The organism is Sediminicoccus sp. BL-A-41-H5, from assembly GCF_050632405.1.
In the GTDB taxonomy this organism is placed as follows: Bacteria; Pseudomonadota; Alphaproteobacteria; order Acetobacterales; family Acetobacteraceae; genus Roseococcus.
Window position 1 is genome coordinate 439,598 of record NZ_CP192601.1, and the last position, 21,114, is coordinate 460,711.

At 70.8% G+C, this 21,114-nt stretch carries 21 protein-coding genes and 1 tRNA gene; 14 read left to right on the top strand and 8 right to left on the bottom strand.

All coding sequences use genetic code 11. The features are described from left to right. Window positions 1-32 precede the first annotated feature (32 nt). The 12 genes from ACQ860_RS02140 (at window position 33) to ACQ860_RS02195 (ending at window position 13,621) form a co-directional block, all read left to right on the top strand. Window positions 33-644 carry an arylesterase gene (locus ACQ860_RS02140; protein WP_431301764.1) on the top strand — a complete coding sequence of 204 codons (612 nt, stop codon included), beginning with the start codon at window positions 33-35 and terminating at the stop codon, window positions 642-644. A 30-nt stretch (window positions 645-674) separates the two neighbouring features. Next, complete coding sequence (gene thpR, locus ACQ860_RS02145) at window positions 675-1,211, top strand: RNA 2',3'-cyclic phosphodiesterase (protein ID WP_431301765.1); 537 nt, start codon at window positions 675-677, stop codon at window positions 1,209-1,211. A 32-nt stretch (window positions 1,212-1,243) separates the two neighbouring features. Next, window positions 1,244-1,624 carry a DUF2946 family protein gene (locus tag ACQ860_RS02150; RefSeq protein ID WP_431301766.1) on the top strand — a complete coding sequence of 127 codons (381 nt, stop codon included), beginning with the start codon at window positions 1,244-1,246 and terminating at the stop codon, window positions 1,622-1,624. Window positions 1,625-1,691: 67 nt separating this feature from the next. Beyond that, complete coding sequence (locus ACQ860_RS02155; RefSeq protein ID WP_431301767.1) at window positions 1,692-3,746, top strand: TonB-dependent receptor family protein; 2,055 nt, start codon at window positions 1,692-1,694, stop codon at window positions 3,744-3,746. 13 nt (window positions 3,747-3,759) lie between these two features. After that, window positions 3,760-4,254, top strand: coding sequence for a YcnI family protein (locus tag ACQ860_RS02160; protein ID WP_431301768.1), 495 nt, complete (start codon window positions 3,760-3,762; stop codon window positions 4,252-4,254). Continuing rightward, window positions 4,254-4,562, top strand: coding sequence for a hypothetical protein (locus ACQ860_RS02165; RefSeq protein ID WP_431301769.1), 309 nt, complete (start codon window positions 4,254-4,256; stop codon window positions 4,560-4,562). The genes ACQ860_RS02160 and ACQ860_RS02165 overlap by 1 nt, the downstream gene beginning before the upstream one ends. A 23-nt stretch (window positions 4,563-4,585) precedes the next feature. Next, window positions 4,586-5,062, top strand: coding sequence for a copper chaperone PCu(A)C (locus ACQ860_RS02170; RefSeq protein WP_431301770.1), 477 nt, complete (start codon window positions 4,586-4,588; stop codon window positions 5,060-5,062). A 188-nt stretch (window positions 5,063-5,250) separates the two neighbouring features. After that, window positions 5,251-5,916, top strand: a complete 666-nt coding sequence (locus ACQ860_RS02175) for a hypothetical protein (protein WP_431301771.1) — start codon at window positions 5,251-5,253, stop codon at window positions 5,914-5,916. 68 nt (window positions 5,917-5,984) lie between these two features. Beyond that, a complete protein-coding gene (locus ACQ860_RS02180; protein WP_431301772.1) occupies window positions 5,985-6,779 on the top strand; it encodes an enoyl-CoA hydratase/isomerase family protein in 795 nt (264 codons plus the stop codon). 145 nt (window positions 6,780-6,924) lie between these two features. Next, entirely contained in the window at window positions 6,925-10,260 is a 3,336-nt protein-coding gene (locus ACQ860_RS02185) for a DUF2126 domain-containing protein (RefSeq protein WP_431301773.1), read from the top strand. Beyond that, on the top strand, window positions 10,253-12,703 hold the full coding sequence (locus ACQ860_RS02190) for a circularly permuted type 2 ATP-grasp protein (protein ID WP_431301774.1): 2,451 nt from the start codon (window positions 10,253-10,255) through the stop codon (window positions 12,701-12,703). Before ACQ860_RS02185 ends, ACQ860_RS02190 begins: the two co-directional genes overlap by 8 nt. A gap of 51 nt (window positions 12,704-12,754) precedes the next feature. Next, the gene (locus tag ACQ860_RS02195) at window positions 12,755-13,621 is read left to right on the top strand and encodes a transglutaminase family protein (protein ID WP_431301775.1); all 867 of its coding nucleotides are present in this window, start codon (window positions 12,755-12,757) and stop codon (window positions 13,619-13,621) included. Here ACQ860_RS02195 and glpD read toward each other — a convergent pair. The 8 genes from glpD to rlmB all read right to left on the bottom strand — a co-directional run bounded on the left by glpD (window position 13,618) and on the right by rlmB (window position 20,525). Further along, entirely contained in the window at window positions 13,618-15,090 is a 1,473-nt protein-coding gene (glpD, locus tag ACQ860_RS02200; RefSeq protein ID WP_431301776.1) for a glycerol-3-phosphate dehydrogenase, read from the bottom strand. The two genes, ACQ860_RS02195 and glpD, sit on opposite strands and share 4 nt — an antisense overlap. Window positions 15,091-15,100: 10 nt before the next feature. Continuing rightward, the gene (phnE, locus tag ACQ860_RS02205) at window positions 15,101-15,952 is read right to left on the bottom strand and encodes a phosphonate ABC transporter, permease protein PhnE (RefSeq protein WP_431301777.1); all 852 of its coding nucleotides are present in this window, start codon (window positions 15,950-15,952) and stop codon (window positions 15,101-15,103) included. Next, a complete protein-coding gene (gene phnE, locus ACQ860_RS02210; protein WP_431301778.1) occupies window positions 15,949-16,719 on the bottom strand; it encodes a phosphonate ABC transporter, permease protein PhnE in 771 nt (256 codons plus the stop codon). Before phnE (ACQ860_RS02210) ends, phnE (ACQ860_RS02205) begins: the two co-directional genes overlap by 4 nt. Further along, entirely contained in the window at window positions 16,716-17,477 is a 762-nt protein-coding gene (gene phnC, locus ACQ860_RS02215) for a phosphonate ABC transporter ATP-binding protein (RefSeq protein WP_431301779.1), read from the bottom strand. The genes phnE (ACQ860_RS02210) and phnC overlap by 4 nt, the downstream gene beginning before the upstream one ends. Beyond that, window positions 17,474-18,547, bottom strand: a complete 1,074-nt coding sequence (gene phnD, locus ACQ860_RS02220; RefSeq protein ID WP_431301780.1) for a phosphate/phosphite/phosphonate ABC transporter substrate-binding protein — start codon at window positions 18,545-18,547, stop codon at window positions 17,474-17,476. Before phnD ends, phnC begins: the two co-directional genes overlap by 4 nt. Window positions 18,548-18,669: 122 nt before the next feature. Then, window positions 18,670-18,900, bottom strand: a complete 231-nt coding sequence (locus ACQ860_RS02225) for a hypothetical protein (RefSeq protein WP_318647157.1) — start codon at window positions 18,898-18,900, stop codon at window positions 18,670-18,672. A gap of 88 nt (window positions 18,901-18,988) precedes the next feature. Further along, a complete protein-coding gene (locus ACQ860_RS02230) occupies window positions 18,989-19,753 on the bottom strand; it encodes a 2-keto-4-pentenoate hydratase (RefSeq protein WP_431301781.1) in 765 nt (254 codons plus the stop codon). A gap of 4 nt (window positions 19,754-19,757) precedes the next feature. Continuing rightward, window positions 19,758-20,525, bottom strand: coding sequence for a 23S rRNA (guanosine(2251)-2'-O)-methyltransferase RlmB (gene rlmB, locus ACQ860_RS02235; protein ID WP_431301782.1), 768 nt, complete (start codon window positions 20,523-20,525; stop codon window positions 19,758-19,760). Window positions 20,526-20,591: 66 nt separating this feature from the next. On the opposite strand from rlmB, the gene ACQ860_RS02240 reads away from it, so the two are divergent. Together ACQ860_RS02240 and ACQ860_RS02245 are read left to right on the top strand one after the other, a co-directional pair. Further along, a tRNA-Thr gene (locus tag ACQ860_RS02240) sits at window positions 20,592-20,663 on the top strand. A 95-nt stretch (window positions 20,664-20,758) separates the two neighbouring features. Further along, entirely contained in the window at window positions 20,759-21,076 is a 318-nt protein-coding gene (locus ACQ860_RS02245; protein WP_431301783.1) for a hypothetical protein, read from the top strand. Window positions 21,077-21,114 lie beyond the last annotated feature (38 nt).

Consider the following 21,114-nt stretch of genomic DNA (forward strand, 5'->3'; position numbering starts at 1 on the left):
ATGGGCGGCGCGCTGCGCTGCAAAAGGGCCTGTTGCTTTTTGCCACGGCCGCTTCCGCTCAAGCCGTGGCGCCGGTGCGGCTGCTGGCGCTGGGCGACTCGCTGACCGCGGGCTACGGCCTGCCGCGCGGCGAGGGCTTCGTGCCCCAGCTCCAGGCGGCGCTGGTGGCGCGCGGGCGCCAGGTGCGCGTGCTGGATGGCGGCGTCTCGGGCGATACCATGTCAGGCGGCGCGGCGCGGCTCGACTGGGCCATGGCGGACCGCCCCCAGGCGGCGATCGTGGCACTTGGCGGCAATGACGGGCTGCGCGGCCTGCCGCCCGCCCGAATGGCCGAGGCGCTGGAAAGCATCCTCTCGCGCCTGGAGGCCCGCCGCATCCCGACGCTCCTGGCCGGCATGCATGCGCCACCCAATCTCGGCGCCGATTACGGCCGCGCCTTCCACGCCGTCTTCACGGAAGCCGCGGCGAAGCGTCCGCAGGTGATCTTCGTGCCCTTCTTCCTGGAGGGCGTGGCCGGAGAGCGCGCGCTGAACCAGGCGGATGGCATCCATCCCAATCCGCGTGGCGTGGCCCTGATGGTCAGCCACATGCTGCCCGCCACGGAACAACTGCTGGACCGGGTGGCGGCTTCCCCGGCAGGATAGGTGGGCGAATCCGGGAAGGGGGCTTGGCCCATGCGTCTCTTCGTCGCTCTCGAGCTTCCGCCGGAAGTGAAGGATCGCCTCGCTTCGCTCACCGGTGGCCTGCCGGGGGTCCGTTGGGTTCGCCCGGAGAATTACCACCTGACGCTGCGCTTCATCGGCGAGGTGCCGGGCCATCTGGCTGAGGAACTGGACCTGGCGCTGGCCGGAATCCGCGCCAAGCCCTTTCCGCTGAGCCTCGCCGGGCTTGGCACCTTCGAGAAGGCGGGCCGCGTGCAATCCCTGCATGCGGTGGCCGAGCGCACGCCGGGCCTCGCCCACCTGCAATCCAAGATCGAGACCGCCTTGCAACGCTCCGGCCTGCCGGCCGAGCGCAAGCGCTTCGCGCCGCATGTGACACTGGCGCGGACCGAGGGGGCGGCCCTGCCCAAGCTCGCGGGCTTCATCCAGGCGCATAACCTGTTCCGCACCGAGCCGGTGATGGTGGAGCGTTTCGTCCTCTTCTCCTCCCAACTGGGGAAGGAGGCGGCCGTCTATACGCCCGAGGTCGAGTACGATCTGGCGGCTTGAGGCTTTCGTGGGGCGGGACTAAACCCTCCGACGTGGCAACCCTGCGTTCCCTGCTGATCCGTCTTCTCGCGGCCGTGCTGCTCCTGCAGTCGGGCGTGGCGGTGGCGCATTGCCTGCGCGGGATGGGCGCGGGCGATGGCCTCGTCGTCGAGATCTGCTCGGCCGATGGCCTGCGCAGCATCCGCCTGGATGCGAATGGCGAGCCCATGGCCGACCACGCGCCGGCCGCGGAAAGCGGTTTCTGCCCGGCCTGCCATGGCTTGCCCGCGGTGGACCTGCCCGCGCCGCCGCTGGTGTCCACCCCCGCCTGGCTGGGCGACAGCATCGCCTGGGCCCCGTCCCCCATCGGCACGCTGCGCCCGCCCGCCCGGGCGCCGCCCTACGCGACCCGCGCCCCGCCCGTCACGACCTGAACACCCCGCTCGCGCCGCCCGGCACTCCGGGCGGCGCGCCCGTTCATGCCGTGCCGGAACCCAATCCATGTCGCTTTTGCGTCGCGCGCTGCTCAGCGCGCCCTTGATCGCCTCTCCCGCCCTCGCGCAGACCGAAATCCGCGCCCACCCGGACACGGTGGTCACCGCCGCCCCGCCGCCGCTGACCTCCGAGAGCAACAACGAGGCGCGGCTGCGCCTCTGGCTGAGCCCGGGCAACAACACCGTCGTCCCCGCCTCCGAGTTCCAGGACCGCCCAGGCGTGCTCTCGATGCGGGACATGTTCGAGTTCACGCCCGGCGTCTTCGCCCAGCCCAAATGGGGGGAGGATTCGCGCCTCTCCATCCGCGGCTCGGGCATCGCGCGCAACTTCCACCTGCGCGGCGTGCGCGTCTTCCAGGACGGCATTCCGATCAACCAGGCCGATGGCAGCGGTGACCTGCAGGAGCTGGACCCCACCAGCTTCCTCCGCGCCGAGGTGTTCCGGGGCGGCAATGGCTTCGCGCTCGGCGCCAATACGCTCGGTGGCGCCATCAACTTCGTCACACCCACGGCGCGGCAACAGGAAGGGCAGGGCGTCACCTTCCGGCTCGAGGGCGGCAGCCGGGGCTTCATCCGCGGCAACACCCAGATGGGCGGCGTCTTCGGCGCCTGGGATGGCTGGGTCTCGGGCACCATGCTGAACCAGGATGGCTGGCGGAATCACTCCTCCGGCAGCGCGGGGCGGATGAACTCCAACGGCGCCTATCGCTGGGCCGAGAATGCCGAGACGCGCGTCTTCTTCACCTATAACGCCATCCAGCAGGACATCCCGGGCACGGTCACGCGCAATTCGGCCACGCAGACGCCGCGCCTGGCCAATCCCACCAATGTCCAGCTCAACTACCAGCGCAACATCGAGAGCTATCGCCTCGGCACCATCACCGCCATCCGCCCGAATGCCGAGACGCTGGTGGAACTCGGCGGCAGCTACGTCCAGCGCCAGCTCGACCATCCGATCTTCCAGTACATCGACAACCACACCAATGACTTCAACCTCTTCGGCCGCATCACCTGGGATGGTTCGCTGGGTGGCTTCCGCAACCGGCTGGTGGCGGGCGTCAACGCCGCCTGGGGCACCAACGACAACCGCCGCTTCGTGAATTTGAGCGGCGTGCGGGGCGCGCAGACCTTCGCCTCCTGGGACACCGCCTCGACCACCGACGCCTATGTCGAGAACAGCTTCTACGTCCTGCCCGACCTCGCCCTGGTCGCGGGCCTCTCCGGCGGCCAGGCGGTGCGGCGCAGCGAGAACCGGTTGAACGCCGCGCTCAGCGGCAGCGGGGACTGGAATTTCATCAATCCCCGCGCCGGCCTGCTCTGGCAGGCCACGCCCAATGTCCAGGCCTATGCCAACGTCACCTGGTCCACCGAGCCGCCGACGCTCTCGGACCTCGTGGCGCTGGTGCCGCTGGGCGGCTTCCGCCTGCTGGCGCCACAGCGCGCCATCACGGGCGAGATCGGCGCGCGCGGCACGGTGGGCGATTTCAGCTTCGACGGCGCCTACTACTACAGCTGGCTCAAGGACGAGATCCAGCTCTTCGCCGGCCAGCAGCCGGGCACCAGCTTCGCCCGAAACGCGGACAGGACGGTGCACCAGGGCGTCGAGCTGGCCGCGAGCTACGTGGCCGGGCGCAACCTCTTCACCACGCAGGATTCCGTGACGCTGCGCGGCGCCTACACCTTCAGCGACTTCTTCTTCGACAATGATCCGATCTTCCGCAACAACCAGCTCCCCGGCGTGCCGCCGCATGTGCTGCGGGCCGAGGCGCGCTACCGCCACCCCTCGGGCTGGTGGGTCGCGCCGAATGTGGATTGGGTCCCCGAGGGCTTCTATGTCGACAACGCCAATACCCGCCGGACGGACAGCTACACGCTGCTCGGCCTGCGCGCCGGCGCGGAACTGATGGACGGGCGCCTTGGCCTCTTCGCCGAGGGGCGGAACCTGCTGAACAGCCGCTTCATCAGCTCCGCCTCCGTCACCCCCATCGCGCTCGGCAATCCCGCCCTCTACGAGCCCGGCATCGGCACGACCGCCTATGCCGGCATGCTCTACCGCTTCTGAAGGAGACACGAGGATGAAACGCCTCATTGCCGTCCTGCTGGCTCTCGCCACACCGGCCGCCGCGCATGTCGTGATCGAACCGCCCGAGGTCGCCGCCAATTCCTACGCCCGCCTCGCCTTCCGCGTGGGCCATGGCTGCGGCACGGCCGCCACCATCGCGGTGGAAGTCAACCTGCCAGAGGCCGTGACGATGGCTCGGCCCATGCCCAAGCCGGGCTGGGAGATCGCCATCGAGGCGCGCGCCCTCGCGCGCCCGGTCTCCAGCGGGCATGGGCTGGTCAGGGAGGCGCCGGCCAGCATCGCCTGGCGCGGCGGGCCGCTGCCGGATGCGCATTACGACGAGTTCGTGATGATGATCCGCGCCCCCGATCAGGCGGGCGCCACGCTGGTCATTCCCGTCGTGCAGCGCTGCGAAGGCGGCGCCCAGCATGCTTGGGTGGAGGTGGCTGAACCGGGCCAGCCCCGCCCACGCAGCCCGGCCCCCACGCTGCGCCTGGGCGCCCGCTGATGCGCGCGCTGCTGGCCCTGGCGCTGCTCCTCGCGACGCCCGCCATCGCCTGCGATCCGGACGAGATGGAACGCGCGATGACCGAGGTCTGCACCGCCGCCACCTCCGGCGCGGCCGAGGCCGTCGAGGCCGCCCTGCCCTTGGCGGGCGCCGACGAGGCGGCCGCGCTGCAAACCCAGCTCATCACGCTCAGGCGCGTCTGCGCCGAGGGCGACCCGGCCCTTGCGGCGCGGGATGCCGCACGGTTGTCCCGCCTTGCCGGCCGGATCGAGGCGCGGGCCGAGCGGCCGCGCCCGGCCTCCCTTTGAACCAACAAGAAGGAACCCAGACCATGACCACCCGTCGCCATCTTCTCCTCGCCACCGCCCTGTTGCCGCTCGCGGCGCCCGCGCGCGCGCAGGACACCGTCACCGAGCTCGGCCCGTTGCGCATCGTGAATCCCTGGACCCGCGCGGCGGGGCAGGGGATGCAGGGTGGCGGCTTCCTCGTCATCCGCAACACCTCTGCGACGGCCGATCGCCTGGTCTCGGCCAGTTCTCCGGCCGCCGGCCGGATGGAGCTGCATACCCATATCCGCGACGGAGACGTGATGCGGATGCGCCCGGTGAATGACATTCCCGTCCCGGCCAATGGCGAGGTGACGCTCCAGCCCGGCGGCCTGCACCTCATGCTGATCGGCCTGACGCAGCCCATGAATGTGGGGCAGAGCATCCCCGTCACGCTGCGCTTCGAGCAGGCGGGCGAAGTGACCATTCAACTCGCCGTTCAGGCGGCGGGGGCGCGCCAGCAGGGCCACCACCGCCACTGAGACGGGCCCGCCTGCCCGGCCGGGCGCCGCCGGATCGTGATCCGCTCCGGCTGGGCGCCCCGCCGCACCGGGTTTCCGGCGCGGGTGACCCTGCATGAAATGACGTTTTGTTCATGTTTGGGTGGTGCAGTGCCGCCCGCACCGCGAGCCTTCGCGTCCTTTCTCCAGCCCCGAGACGGAACTGCCCGATGCCCCGCCTGCTACCCTTCGCGATTGCCATCTTCATGCTGACGCCCTTCCTGCTCTGGGCCGGCTTCTATGCCGCGGGAATGCGCAGCGGGGTGGAGGCCTGGCAGTCGCCGATCGGCTGGGTGCTGCTCGCGACCTCGCTGCCGCTGGCCGGGCTGTTCTGGATCCAGAATCTTCGGCAGCTCGGCAATTCCATGGGCGCGGCCTCGCGCCTTGGCCTGGCGGCGGGGCTGGCGCGCCTGCTGCCCTTCGCCATGCTGGGGATCGGCCTCGCGGGCTCGGCCTGGCTCTGGTGGAGCGGAGAGGGCGTGGCGCTGGCCGTGATTGCGCTGATCGCCACGCTGCTTCTCTCGGTCTTCGCGCGCCGTGCGGCGGAGGCCGCGGTGGAGCCCGGTTTCACGCCCGCGGCACCGGCCGGGGACCAGCGGGCCGAGGATGAGCTCGGCCGCGGCATCCTGCTCTTCTTCGCCAATGTCGCCATGGCGCTGGCGCTGCTCGCCTACTACGTCACGCCGCAGGTGCTGTTCTGGGCGCTCGCCGCGCTGGTGCCCATCGCCTTCGGGCTGATGATGCGCCTCGCCTGGTGGGCAACCGAGGGAGGCCAGGCGGCACCGGCGGGGCGGCCCGAAGCCCGGCAGGCGGAGGGCCTGCGCGAGGCCGCGTGAGGCGGCGGCCCTTCCACCGCGCGTCCCGGGCTGTATCCTCCCCCCCGACCAGTCAGGGGAGAGCGGGCATGAACATCCAGGCGACGGAGGCGAGCACGCCGATCCTCACCATCGAGGGCGCGCGGGCCACCATCCGGCTCAACCGCCCCGCCGTGCACAATCGCATCGAGCCTTCCGACCTGCTGATGCTCGGCCAGCACTTCGCCGCGATCGAGGCCAATCCCGAGATCCGCGTCATGGTGCTGACCGGCACGGGCAAATCCTTCTCCTCCGGCTATCACCTGGGCGACATGGCCGAGCGCCCGAATGCCGATGTTACCGCCCGCGCCGATGCGCCTTCCTTCGAGGGCGTCGCGGACCAGTTGGAGCGCCTGCGCGTGCCGACCATCTGCCGGCTGAATGGCGGGGTCTATGGCGGCTCGACCGATCTGGCGCTGTGCTGCGACTTCCGCATCGGCGTGGACACGGCGGAGATGTTCATGCCGGCCGCCCGCCTCGGGCTGCACTACTATCCCTCCGGCATGGTGCGCTACGTCAGCCGCCTCGGGCTGAACGCCGCGAAAAAGCTCTTCCTCACCGCGGAGAAGATCCAGGCGCGTGAGATGCTGGCCATTGGCTACCTGACGGAGATGGTGCCGGCCGCTGAACTGGATGCGCGTGTGGACGCGCTGGCGGATCGGCTGGCGGCCATGGCGCCCCTCGCGGTGCAGGGGGTGAAGAAGAGCCTGAACGAGATCGCGCGGCAGGAATTCGACGTGGAGGGGGCGATCGCCCGCGCCAAGGCGAGCCAGGCGAGCGAGGACCTGCAGGAAGGGCTGCGCGCCTTCCGCGAGAAGCGCGCACCCGTCTTCAAGGGACGTTGAGGGGGCGCTGAAGAAGGCGGCAGTTCGCCCGCGCCATGCGCGGGGCGGGTGCGGCCACTGCAAAAACAGCGAATCCATTGGCTGCCAGGGCCCGGAAACCGGCCTATAAGCGCCGCAGCATCCTGGCCGGGGACTCTACGCGCGCATGTCCATCCACGCAGCCCTCACGCATCGCACCAGCTATCGCTACGACAAGCCCGTGGCCCTCGGGCCTCAGACCATCCGGCTGCGCCCCGCGCCGCATGCGCGCACCCCCATCCTCTCCTATTCGCTGAAGATCGAGCCCAAGCCGCACTTCATCAACTGGCAGCAGGACCCGCAGGGGAATTTCCAGGCCCGCGTCGTCTTCCCGGAGCGCGTGACGCATTTCGACGTGACGGTGGACCTGATCGCCGACATGGCGACGATCAACCCCTTCGACTTCTTCCTGGAGCCGGAGGCCGAGCACTACCCCTTCGCCTATGACCACGTGCTGGACGAGGAGCTGGCGCCCTTCCGCAAGCTCGCCCCCTATGGCCCGCTGTTCAAGTCGCTGCTGGCCGAGATTCCGCGCGAGAAGCAGCGCGTGGTGGATTTCCTGGTCTTCATCAACCAGCTCGTGCAGTCGCGCATCTCCTACATCGTGCGCATGGAGCCGGGCGTCTGGGACCCCGAGCGGACGCTGGGCGAGGGCAGGGGCTCCTGCCGCGACAGCGCCTGGCTGCTGGTGCAGGCGCTGCGGCATCTGGGCTTCGCCGCGCGCTTCGTCTCGGGCTACCTCATCCAGCTCGTGGCTGATGTGAAGCCGATCGAGGGTCCGGAAGGGCCGACCGCCGACTTCACCGACCTGCATGCCTGGGCCGAGGTCTATCTGCCCGGCGCCGGGTGGGTCGGGCTTGATGCCACCTCCGGCCTCATGGCGGGCGAGGGGCATATTCCGCTCGCCGCGACGCCCGAGCCCGCCTCCGCGGCCCCCATCTCGGGCCTGGTCGAGAAGGCGGACACGGAATTCGAATTCGACATGCGCGTCACGCGCATCGTCGAGACGCCGCGCGTCACCAAGCCCTACTCCGATGAGCAATGGGCCGCGATCCGCGCGGCGGGCGACCGCGTGGACGAGGCGCTGCGCCGGCAGGACATGCGCCTCACCATGGGCGGCGAGCCGACCTTCGTGGCGGCAACGGACCGCGAGGCGCCCGAATGGAACACCGATGCGCTGGGCCCCACCAAGCGCGCCTATGCGGGGGGGCTGCTGCGCCGGCTGATCCCGCTCTGGGCGCCGGGGGCTGTCATCCACACCGGCCAGGGCAAGCAATATCCGGGCGAGCCGCTACCGCGCTTCGCGCTCTCCGCCCATTGGCGGCGCGACGGCCAGCCCATCTGGCGCGATGCGTCGCTGCTGGCCTCGGATGACGACATGGATGATGCGAGCCATGTGACGGCGGCGCATTTCGCCGCCAGCCTGGCCGAGCGCCTCCAGGTGCCGCCGGAGCTCGCCACGCCCGCGCATGAGGACATCCACTACTACCTCTGGCGCGAAAGCCGCCTGCCCGCGAATGTGGTGGCCGAGGACAGCAAGCTTGCCGACCCCTTAGAGCGCAAGCGCTTCGCGCGGCTTTTCCGCGGGGGCCTCGCCACGCCGACCGGCACGGTGCTGCCGCTGCGCCGCGTGGTGCAGGGCGGGCAGCGCCGCTGGCAGTCGGGCCGCTGGTTCTTCCGCGACGACACGCTCTTCCTGACACCCGGCGATGCGCCAATGGGCCTGCGCCTGCCGCTCAGCTCGCTGCCCTGGATTGATCCGGCGGAACTGGCAAAGGAGCTCGACAGCCCGCGCGACCCCTTCGCCCCCGAGGCCGAACTGCCACTGCTCGACCAGATTCGCGCGAGCTTCCGCAAAGCCGGACAGGGGGGCGACCCCTACGCGCTCCCGGCCGACCAGCGCCCCACCCCGCAGCCGGCGCCCGAGATCGGGATGGACGATCCGGCCCAGGTCCGCACCGCGCTCTGCGTCGAGCCACGCGGTGGGATGATCCATGTCTTCCTGCCGCCGCTCTACGCGGCCGAAGACTGGCTGGAGCTGATCGCCGCCATCGAGGACACGGCGGCCGAGACGGGCCGCAAGGTCTTCATCGAGGGCTACCTGCCGCCCGAGGATTCACGCCTTCAGCATTTCTCCATCACGCCCGACCCCGGCGTGATCGAGGCGAACATCCACCCGGCGGAATCCTGGCCCGAGATGGTCCAGCGCACCGAGCAGCTCTACGAGGAAGCACGCCAGATCGGCCTCTCCACCGAGAAGTTCATGCAGGATGGCCGGCATGTCGGCACCGGCGGCGGCAATCATGTGGTGATGGGCGCGGCCCGCGCGGAGGACAGTCCCTTCCTGCGCCGGCCCGACCTGCTGCGCAGCCTCGTCTCCTTCTGGCACAACCACCCCTCGCTGAGCTTCATGTTCAGCGGGCTCTTCATCGGCCCCACCAGCCAGCATCCGCGCGTGGACGAGGCGCGTATGGATGCACTGCGCGAGCTCGAGATCGCCTTCGGCGAGCTGGACCGCATGGGCGGGAACCCGGCGCCCTGGATGACCGACCGGCTGTTCCGCAACATCCTGGCCGATATGACCGGCAACACGCACCGGACCGAGTTCTGCATCGACAAGATGTACGATCCGAACTCCTCCAGCGGCAGGCGCGGCCTGGTCGAGTTTCGCGCCTTCGAGATGCCGCCGCATGCGCAGATGAGTGCGGCGCAGATGCTGCTGATGCGCTCGGCGCTGGCCGCCTTCTGGGACCAGCCCTACCGGCGCTCGCTGGTGCGCTGGGGCAACTCGCTGCATGACCGCTTCATGCTGCCGCATTACGCGCGCGAGGACCTGCACGGCGCGCTGGAGGAGCTCGGCCAGATGGGCTTCGGCCTCGATCCCGCCTGGTTCGCGCCGCATGTGGAGTTCCGCTTCCCGAAGATCGGCGAGGTCAATGTCTCCGGCATCAATCTCGAGCTGCGCGAGGCGCTGGAACCCTGGCATGTGCTGGGCGAGGAACAGGCCGCCGGCGGCACGGTGCGCTACGTGGACAGCAGCGCCGAGCGCGTGCAGGCGCGCGTGACCAACTGGGTGCCGGAGCGCTTCCTCCTGGCCGCGAATGGCGTGGCGGTGCCCTTGCAACCGACCGGCAGGGCCGGCGAGTTCGTGGGTGGCATCCGCTTCAAGGCCTGGGACCCGCCCTCGGCGCTGCACCCCTCGGTGCGCGCCCAGGCGCCGCTGGTGCTGGATGTGCAGGATCGCTGGACGGGCCGTTCGCTCGGCGGACTCGCGCATCACGTGGCCCATCCCGGCGGCCGCGCCTATGAGGATTTCCCGGTCAACGCCAATGCGGCCGAGGCCCGCCGGCGCTCGCGCTTTTTCGCGATGGGCCATGCGCCGGGCGCCCGCGTGGTGGCCGAGCCCCGCGCGAGCCTGGAGCATCCCTGCACGCTCGACCTCCGGGCCTTCGCGCGTGACTGAGCTTCTCGCCGGCGGACCCGATGAGATGGTCTCCGGCGAGGGGCGCATCCGCCCCCATTGGCGCGGCGTGATGAGCGTCGTCGGCAGCCTGGGCCGTGCCGGCCTTGCCGAGCGGGGCGAGCGGCTGGCGCGCGCCATGGCCGATGACGGCGTGGCCTCGCTGCTGCCCGGCGCCTCGGGGGCCGCCCTCTGGCGGCTCGACCCGCTGCCATTGCCGGTTCCGGTGGAGGAGTTCGAGGCGCTGGCCGCCGGCATCATCCAGCGGGCCCGGCTCCTGGATGCGATCCTGGCCGATCTCTACGGCGCGCAGGAATTGCTCGCGAGCGGCCAGATCCCCGCGCCGCTCGTCTTCGGCAGCCCGTCCTTCCAGCGCACCGCGCGGCGCAGCAAGGGCCCGCCGCGCCGCCCGCTGCTGCATCTCTATGCGGTGGACCTGGTGCGCTCCGCCGATGGCAACTGGGCCGTCTTGCAGGATCGCACGGGCCTCGCCTCCGGCCTCGGCCAGCTGCGCGAAAATCGCCGCCTGATCGGCACTGCGATGCCCGAAATCGCCCGCGCCAGCCAGCCGCGCAGCATCTCGCCCTTCTTCGAGCTGTGGCAGGAGGCGCTGGGCCGGCTCGGCCCGCATGGCATGGGCGATCCCGCCATCGCGCTGCTCTCGCCCGGCACGCGCGATCCGCATTGGTTCGAGCATGTCGTCCTCTCGCGCGAGCTGGGCTGCGCGCTCGTCGAAACCGGCGACCTGACGATGCGCGGCGGGGCGCTCTTCCTAAAGACGCTGAGCGGGTTGCAGCCGGTGGATGTCGTGCTTTCCCGCGTGGATGCGGCGGCCCTCGATCCGCTGGATCAGCCTGAAGCGCCAGCGGGCAGCGGTGTGCCCGGCCTGCTGGACGCGGTGCGCCATGGCGCGCTGACCGTGCTGAATGCGCCGGGGGCCGCCCTGGCCGAGATGCCGGCCCTTGGCACCTGGCTGGGGGCGCTGGCGCCCTCCCTGCTGGGCGAGGCGCTGCAACTGTCCAACCTGCCGACCCATTGGCTGCCGGATGCCAATGCCCCGACGCCGCCGCTGCCCGAGGGCCATGCCCGGTGGATCTTCCGCCCCGCGGGGCTGGGCAGCGCCTCGGAGGTGCTCGAGCGACCGGGGGAGGGCGGCGTGGCTGCCATTGCCCTGCCGCCCCTGCCGGTGGCACCCGCGCTGGAGGGCGGCGTGCTGACCCCGGCGCCCTTCATCCTGCGCATGTTCGCGATTTCCGACGGCGCGGGCTGGCAGGTCCTGCCCGGCGGCATCGCACGCCTCGTGACGCCGGGCGCCAAGCTCACCGGCCGGCTGCCGGGCGGTGGCTGGTGCAAGGATGCCTGGGTGCCCGCCGACCCGTCCGAGGCCATCATCGGCCCCGCCGCGCAATCCGGCCCGCCCATCGCGATCCGCCGCACCGCGGGCGCCATCCCATCCCGCGTGGCCGACAACCTCTTCTGGCTGGGTCGCTATGTGGAGCGGCTTGATCGCGCCGCGCGGCTGATGCGCGCCACCATCACCCGGCTGCGCCGCGGCGCGCCCCTACCGCGCGAACTCGCCGAGCTCGGCACGCTCGCCACCTGCCTGCGCGAGGCGCAGCTGCTGGACGAGGAGGCCCGCCCCAGCGCCGGCAACCTCGCCTCGCTCGCCAATGCGCTGGAGGCGACCGGACGCCCGGCCGTCCGCCAGCTCCAGGGCACGATCGGCGCGCTGGTGGAATCCGTGCGGGACCGCCTGACCGCCGACATGCACGCGACGCTGACCCAGACGCTGCGCGCGGCGGAGGAGGCGCTGGACAATTCCCCGGCCGAGCTGCCCGACCTGGCCCGTGCGCTGCTGCCCTCGCTGCGCTTCGCCAATGCGGTGGCGGGCATCGCCTCCGAGAACATGGTGCGCGGCGGCGCGCGGCTCTTCCTGGAGCTTGGCCGGCGGATCGAGCGCGCCATGGCCGTGGCGGGCGAGGTGGCGGTGGCGCTGGATGCGCCGGCCCAGCGCATCGAGGCCGGGCTGCGCCTGACGCTGGAACTGTGCGACAGCGTGATCACGTATCGCAGCCGATACCTGGCCGTGCTGCAGCCCGCCCCCGCGCTCGACCTGGTGCTGGCCGATCCCTCCAACCCACGTGGCCTGTCCTTCCAGCTGGCGGCGATCGGCACCGCGCTTCGGGAACTCTCCGGGGAGGGCGATGCCGAGACGGCGCGCGAGTTGCGGCGCCTGCTGGCCGAGGCGGAGGGCATCACCCCCAGGCTGCTCGCCGCACCCGACCAGGCGGAAGCTGCGGCGGCCCAGCTGCCGCGCCTCCTGCGCGGCATGGCGGGCGACATCGCGACCCTCTCGGACCAGCTCTCGCGCCGCTATTTCGCGCTGCTGCCGCCGGCCCGCGCGGTCGGCGTTGATGTGGGCGAGCCCGCGGTCATCACCGCGTGACCGGGAGGGGGGCGGTAGGCGCAACGCCCCCCATCCGTCACAATGGGCCGGATGATCTACTGGCTTCGACACCGCACCGCCTATGGCTACGCCCAGACGGTGGATCTGGCGGCGCATCTGCTGCACCTGAAGCCCCGGGCGCTGCCCGGCCAGCGCGTGATCTCGGCCCGGCTCACCTGCACGCCCCGGCCGGACCACCACACCGAGACTCACGACCATTTCGGCAATGCCGCGACGCGCCTCTTTCTCGTTGCCCCGCACACCAGCTTCGAGGTGACGGCCGAAAGCCTGGTCGAGGTGGATTTCGCGCCCCCGCCCGAAGCCGCCGGGACGCCGGCCTGGGAAGAGGTGGCGGCCAGCGCCCATGGGGCCGAGACGGAGGACTTCATCCTGCCCACGCGCCACATCCCCCTGCTGGCCGAGGCCACCGCCTATGCCCGGACGTCCTTTCCGCCCGGCCGGCGCGTTCTGGAGGGCTTGCTCGATCTCAATCGTCGCATGCGCCAGGATTTCGTCTTCCAGGCGGGTGTCACCAGCATCACCACCCCCATCGCCGATGTCCTGCGGGACCGGCGGGGCGTCTGCCAGGACTTCACGCAGGTGATGCTGGCCGCACTGCGCGGCCTCGGCCTGCCGGCGCGCTATGTCTCGGGCTATGTGCGGACGCGCCCGCCGCCGGGGCAGGCGCGGCGCCGCGGGGCCGACCAGTCGCATGCCTGGGTCTCGGCCTGGATGGGGCCGGGCCTGGGGTGGGTGCAACTCGACCCGACGAACGGCATCGTGGTGCGGGACGAGCATGTGATCCTTGCCTGGGGGCGGGACTTTTCCGACATCTCGCCCTTGCGCGGCGTCCTGCTGGGCGGCGGCGACCACCGCCTCAGCGTCAGCGTGGACCTGGAGCCCGAAGGCGAGGGTTAACCCGCTGCCCCCACGAACCAGGCGGCGACGCCCGCGCGTTCCGCCTCGCTCATGTGAAGGCCGAGCTTGGTCCGGCGCCACAGCACATCCTCGGCCGAGCGAGCCCATTCGTGGCGGCGCATCCAGTCCAGTTCGGCCTCGGTGAGGCCGGCGCCGAGGCTCTGCCCGGCGTCCCGGCCTTCAAAGACGCGCGGCAATTCGCCACCATGGGTGCGCACGAGGCGGGGGATGGAGGCCGGGTCCAGGAAGGGCAGGGCGCGCGCCATCTCGGCCGCGAAGGCTTCGCGCGTCAGGCCGCCGAGGTCCCCGCCGGGCAGCGTGGCGCCGGCCGTCCAGGGCGTGCCCTCGCGGCCCAGCGCCTTGGCGACCTTGCCGGCCGCTTCCTCGGCCAGACGGCGGAAGGTGGTGATCTTGCCGCCATAGACGCTGAGCAGCGGCGCGGCACTCTCATCCAGCTTCAGCACATAGTCGCGCGTGACGGCCGAGGGATCATCCGCGCCATCGTCGAAGAGCGGTCGGACGCCGGAGTAGGACCAGACGATGTCGGCCGGCGTGATCTGCCGGCGGAACTGGCGGGAGACGGCGGCGCAGAGATACTCGGCCTCCTCCGGCGTGCAATGCGCGGTGGCGGCATCGCCCTCATGCGGCACGTCGGTGGTGCCGATCAGGCTGAACTCATCCTCATAGGGAATGACAAAGACGACGCGGCGGTCGTCATTCTGCAGGATGAAGGCGTGCCTGCCCTCATAGAGGCGCGGCAGGACGATGTGGCTGCCACGGATCAGGCGCACCGCGCCCGGCTTCTCGGCATGGGCCGAGTCGAGTGCCCGCTGCACCCAAGGGCCGGCGGCGTTCACGATGGCGCGCACGCGGATGCGTTGCCCCTGCGCGTCGGGGCCCCGCAGCGTCACCTCCCAATGGCCGGGATGGCGGGTCGCTTCCTCGAAGCGGGTGCGGGTGCGGATATCAGCGCCCCGGCGTTCGGCATCCTGCGCGTTCAGCAGGACGAGGCGGCTGTCTTCCACCCAGGCATCCGAATAGGCGAAGGCGTGGGTGATCTCGGGCTTCAGCGCCGCGCCCATCGGGTCCTGCGCGGTCTGGAAGGCTTGCGCGCCGGGCAGCGAGACGCGGCGCGCGAGGTTGTCATACAGGAACAGCCCCGCGCGGATCATCCAGCGCGGCCGCATCTCGGGGCGATGGGGCAGCACGAAGCGCAGCGGCCAGATGATGTGCGGCGCCATCCTCAGCAGCACCTCGCGCTCGCCCAGCGCCTCGCGCACCAGGCGGAACTCGTAATGCTCCAGGTAGCGCAGCCCGCCATGGATGAGCTTGGAGGAGGAGGAGGAGGTGGCCTGCGCCAGGTCGCCCTGCTCGGCCAGGATCACCGAATAGCCGCGCCCCTGGAGGTCACGCGCGATGCCGGCGCCATTGACGCCGCCCCCCACCACCAGAACGTCGAAAGCCTGCATGGACACCCGGTCAGATCAGCTTGGCGCGGATGCGGGTGACGAGGATTTCCGCCACCACGACCACCGCGAGGATCGCCAACAAGATGGTGGCGACTTTCTCCCATTGGAAGAAGTTGATCGCGTCATCCAGCACCACGCCGATGCCGCCCGCGCCCACCAGGCCGAGCACGGCGGATTCGCGCACATTGATGTCCCAGCGGAACAGCGCGATGCCCCAGAAGGCGGGCTGCACCTGCGGCCAGATGCCCTTGAGCATGCGGTGGCCCCAGGGTGCGCCGCTCGCCTCCAATGCCTCGACCGGGCCGGGGGCGCTTTCCTCGATGGCCTCGGCCAGCAGCTTGCCCACGAAGCCGATGGAGCGGAAGGCGATGGCGAAGGTGCCCGCCGCCGGGCCCGGGCCGAAGACGGCCACGAAGATCAGCGCCCAGACCAGGCTGTTCACGGAGCGCGAGGAGACCAGCAGCAATTGCGCGAAGGCGTTGAGGAAGGCGTTGCGGCAGATGTTGCGTGCGGCGAGCAGCGCCACCGGGATGGCGAGTGCCACGCCCAGCACCGTCCCCAGGCTCGCGATGTGCAGCGTCTCGATCATCGCGGCATGGACGGAGGGGTAGTAGTGGCCGAGATCGGGCGGCCACATGCGGATCAGGAGGTCCGCCATCTGTTCCGGCGCATCGGCCAGGAATTCCGGGATGATCTCGATCGAGCGCACCGCCCAGACGAGCGAGGCGATGGCCGCGAGCCAGAGGAAATATCGCAGCAGGCGTTCGCGGAAGCTGTGGCGCACCCATTCGCGGTGCGCGCTGCCCGGCCGATTCAGCTCTCCGCGCCATTCGGCGCTCCGACCATCGGACGGGGCGCTCATCGCAGTGCCGCCCGGATGCGGCCGGAAATCACCTCGGCCAGGAAGATCAGGGCGATGATGGAGATCAGGATGGCGCAGACGAAGTCATAGTCGAAGCGCTTGAAGGCCGCGAAGAGCGTGCCGCCGATGCCGCCCGCGCCCACGATGCCGACCAGCGTCGAATTGCGCAGGTTGGAATCGAGCAGGTAGATGCCGAAGCCGATGAAGCGGGACGCCACCTGCGGCACCACGCCATAGATCAGCACCCCGGCCGGCGAGGCGCCCGAGGCGCGCACCGCCTCCACCTGCTTCATGCTGATCTCCTCGATGGCTTCCGCGAAGAGCTTGGCGATGAAGCCCATGGAGGCGACAGTCAGCGCGGCCACACCCGCCAGCGCCCCGAAGCCCAGCGCCTTCACGAAGATGATGGCCACGATCACGTAGTGCAGCGAGCGGCACACCGCGATGAAGCCGCGCGTGGGTGCGGCGAGCCAGACGGGCGAGAGGTTGCGCGCCGCCATCAACCCGAGCGGCAGGGAGAGCACGATGCCGAGGGCGGTGGAGAGGACGGCGATCTGCAAGCTTTCCAGCATGCCTTCCACCAGCAGGCCCCAGCGCTCGAAATTGGGCGGGAACATGCGGGCGAGGAAGCGTTGCGCCTCGCCAAAGCCGTGCAGCAGCCGCTCGCCCGTGATGCCGAGCTGCGCGCTGGCATAGATGATGTAGGCGAGGCCGATCAGGCCGCCGATGCGCAGCGGCCAATTGGCGGGGAAGGGGTTGCGCGTCACAACCAGTCCTCGCCGCCATAGATCTCGCGCAGGTGGTGGTTCTCCAGCGCCTCGGGCGGGCCGTCGAACACCACGGCGCCGCCTGTCATGCCGATGATGCGGATGGCGAAGCGGCGGGCCAGGTCCACATTGTGGATGTTCACGATGACCGGCACGCCCGCCTCGCTGGTCAGCCGCGCCATGAGTTCCATCACCTCGACCGCCGTCTTGGGGTCGAGCGAGGAGGTGGGCTCGTCGGCCAGCAGCAGTGCGGGCGACTGCATGAGCGCGCGCGCGATGCCGACGCGCTGGCGCTGCCCGCCCGAGAGTGCGTCGGCGCGGCGCGTCGCCTGTTCGGGCAGGCCGACCGCGTCCAGCAGGGCGAAGGCGCGGTCGATATCCGCCTGCGGATACTTGCGCAGCCAGGCGCGCCAGAGCGGCACATAGCCGAGGCGCCCGGTCAGCACGTTCTCCATGACCGTCAGGCGCTCGACCAGGTTGTATTCCTGAAAGACCATCCCGATGCGCCGCCGCGCCTGGCGGAGTGCGGCGCCGCGCAGCTTCGCCAGATCCTCCTCGCCCATCAGGATGGCGCCGGCGGTGGGCTCCACCAGCCGATTGATGCAGCGCAGCAGCGTGGATTTGCCGGTGCCCGAGGGCCCGATGATGGCCGTGATGCCCTGCGCCCCGATCTCGAGGTCGATGCCGCGCAGCACGGGCTTTCCAGGGGTGTAGGATTTCTCCAACCCCTGGATTTTCAGGATGGGCGCAGCGCTCACTGCGGCCGCGCGGCCGGGGCCGGCGTCGCAGGCGCGGCCGGGGCTGCGGGCTGCTGCTGGGCGGCGCGGCGGCGGGCCTCGGCTTCCAGCTCGCGGCGGCTCTCCTGGTCAAAGGCCGCACGCGTATAGGGCGCGTTCACCGCATCGGCCACGGCGCGCACCGGGGCCCACTGCGCCTGGTAGGTGGCGGGCCAGAAGCGATCATTGCCGCCGAGGTCACGCGACATCGAGGCGGGGAAGCGGAAATCATAGAAGCATTGGCGGATGCGCTGCGCCAATTCGGGCTGCAGGTCATGCGCGAGGGCGAAGCTGCTGGTGGGGAAGGGATCGCTCTGCCAGATGGTGCGCAGATTCGCCGCTTGTACTTGGCCGCGCGCGATCATGCGGTTGTAGACGTCGCTCGCCACGGGCGCGGCGTCGAAATCGCCGGCATTCACGCCCATCACCGAGCGGTCATGCCCGCCCGAGAAGAGCACGCGGTAATCCGTGTCCGGCGTGACACCGGCCGCCGGGAAGAGCGCGCGCGGCGCGAGATTGCCCGAATTGGAGGTGGCGGAGGTGTGCGCCACCCGCTTGCCGCGCAGGTCGGCCAGCGTGCGGATGTCCGAATTGGCGCGCGTGACGACGACGACGCGATAGCTTTCGAACTCGCGCTCATTGCCCTTGATGGCGAAGGGAACGGCGCCTGCGAGGTTCACGGCGAAAGCGGTGGGGCCGGTCGAGAAGCCGGCGATGTGCAGCCGGCCGGAGCGCATGGCCTCCACCTGCGCCGCGTTGCTCGTCACCTGGAAGTAGACCACGCGCTTGCCGGTGCATTGCGTGAGATAATCGAGCAGCGGGCGGAACTGGCTGGCATAGAGGGCGGGGTCCTCGACCGGCGTATAGGCGAAGACCAGCGTGCTCGGGTTGCGCAGGCGGGCCGGGTCGGTCGGCGCATCGGCGACAAGGTCGCGATTTTCGTCGCAATAGGCGTCGTCCAGCGCGCCGCGATGCGAGCAGTTGGCGGTCTGCGCGGCGGCCAGGCCGGGCAGCAGCGCGATGGCGGCGGTGGCCAGAAGCATCCTGATCATGACGGTTCGTTTCCCCGGTTTGTGAAACGACAGGCCGCTGCGCGTGCCATGGCCTGTCATCTGTTTTTTCACATAGCGCCCCGGGATGGCGCTGTCAGCGGTCCAGTTCAGGCCGATCCGCCTTACGCATGGCCGACCGGCCCGAGCGAATCGAGGCTGGTCGCGCGCACGACGGAGGCGAAGAGGCGCAGCGCATCGGGACCGCCACGGTCCCGCAGCGCGCCATCCTCCATCTCGAGGGCGAGGAGTTCCGCGTGTTCGGCGAGCGTTTCTGCCGCGCGGCGCAAGGCTTCGCGCGCCAGGACAAGCTGCAGCTCGTCCGGCATGTCCTTCCAGTCGGAGGGCGGGGGCATGGGAAAGATCATCCGCTTGCCCGCCCTTCTGGCGGTGGGTTTCTGTCCCGCGCTTGTAGATGGAGGCCCGTTAACAGAGCCTTGCGCCTCAGGTGAAGCGCGTGCGGACCTCGCCCAGCCCCTCGAAGACCACCCGCACCTCGCAGGGGCCATCCAGCCAGATGGGCGGCGTGACCGAGCCCAGCCAGACCACCTGGCCCGCCTTCAGCCCGCCAAAGACCTCGGCCGCGCCCGAGCCGGCCAGCCAGGCCAGCGCCTCCATCGGGTGCCCCAGCAGGTCCCGTCCGTGGCCCGCGCCCTTCGAGGCGCCATCCACGAAAAGCTCGCCGCGCATGGCGCCGAGGTCGAGGGTACGCCAATCCGTGGCCGGCCGGCCCAGCACGCCCGAGGCGTGAAAGACCTGGTCCGCAATCAGCGTCGGCGTGCCGAGCTCGGCCAGGTCGCCATAGCGTTTTTCGACAATTTCGATGGCGGGGAAGACTTCCGCCACCGCGGCCTCGGCCTCGGCGCGGGTCGTGGGTCCGAAGGGCAGGTCGCGGCCGAGGCGCACGCCCACCTCGCATTCCACGCCGACCGCGATGAAATCGGCGAAGGGCGCGGTGAAGCCATCGGCATTGAGGCTGGGCTTCGGCACGAAGCCCGCGGCCGGGTGCGCGAGGCCGAGATAGGCCTGCATCTGCTTCGTCGTCGCGCCGATCTTGAAGCCGGCCGGCGGGATCGCGCCCTGCGCCTCGGCCACCTCGCGCTGGACGCGATAGCCCTCGGCCACGTCGCGGGGGGCCGCGGCGCCCAGCGGGGCAAGGATGCGCCTGGCCTTCGAGGCTTGCAGGATCATGTCGGCGGCTTGGCTCATCATTTCACTCCCGGGCGAGTTCATAGAGGGCGACCGCGGCGGCGGCCGAGACGTTCAGGCTTTCCATGCTGGCCTGGATCGGCAGGCGCACCAACTCGTCGCAGGTCTCGCGCGTCAGGCGCCTGAGGCCCTCGCCCTCGGCACCCAGCACGAGCGCCACGCGGCGGCCGGTCAGGCCGGACTGCGCGAGGGTGACGGGGCCGGCGGCTTCCAGCCCCACGACCCAGAGGCCCGCCTTCTTCAGCTGCTCCAGGGCGCGCGAGAGGTTCACCTCGCGCAGGATGGGCACGACCTCCAGCGCGCCGGAGGCGGCGCGGGCCAGAGCGCCGGTCTCAGCCGGCGCGTGACGCTCCTGCAGCACGAGCGCGGCCGCGCCGAAGGCGGCGGCGGAGCGCAGGATGGCGCCGACATTGCGCGGATCGGTCACCTGGTCGAGCACGAGGACGGGGCCGCTCGTGCCCTCCAGCAGGCGCTCCATGTTGGGCGAGGCGAGCGGCTCGACCATGAGCGCCGCACCCTGGTGAATGGCATCAGGCGGCAGCATGGCATCGAGACGGTTGCGCTCCACCAGTTCCGGCGTGATGCGCCAGGGGGGCGAGAAGCGCTCGGCCAATTCCTGCTCGGCGCCGCGTGTCACCAGCAGGCGACGGAGGCGGCGGGCGGGATTGGCGAGCGCGGCCGAGACGGCATGCAGGCCGTAGAGCAAGACGCCGCCCTCCTCGCGCGCCGGGCTGGCGTCTTGGGGGCGGGGGCGGTGTCGGTTCTGGCGCATTCCCCCATCAAGCCCGCGCCGCGCCCGCTGGCAAGCGGCGCGCGGCTGTCCTAGATACAGGGCGGCGCCGGGTTAGCTCAGGGGTAGAGCAACCGCCTTGTAAGCGGTAGGCCGTCGGTTCAAATCCGACACCCGGCATGTCCTCCCCCACCATGCGGGCAACTTCGCCATTGGGGGGACGTTCCCCAGGAAGCCTGCCGGCTTTTCGCCGCACGGGCCTGGAGGAGCAGAACATGATCCGATTCCGACATCTGGCCGGGGCATTCTGCACGGCATTGATGCTGGCCTCCGGCGCGGCCTGGGCCCAGGGCAGCAGCAACGACTCGCCACGACCGCCCGGTTCGGACCCCAGCACGCGCGTGGAGCGCCTCCAGGGCAATCCGCCGACGCCGCCCGGCACCCCAGGCAACCCGACCGGCCGCGCGATTGATCGCCCTGCGAACCCGCCCGCAGCCAACGCGGTGCCCGGCCGTCCGATGCCCGGTGGCATGGCGGCACCGGGGAACCCGGAATCGAGCGGTCGGACGGGCGGCTCGGCGCCGACCAATTGAGACCGGTGCGGGGCCGACACATTTCCTCACGCCCGCGG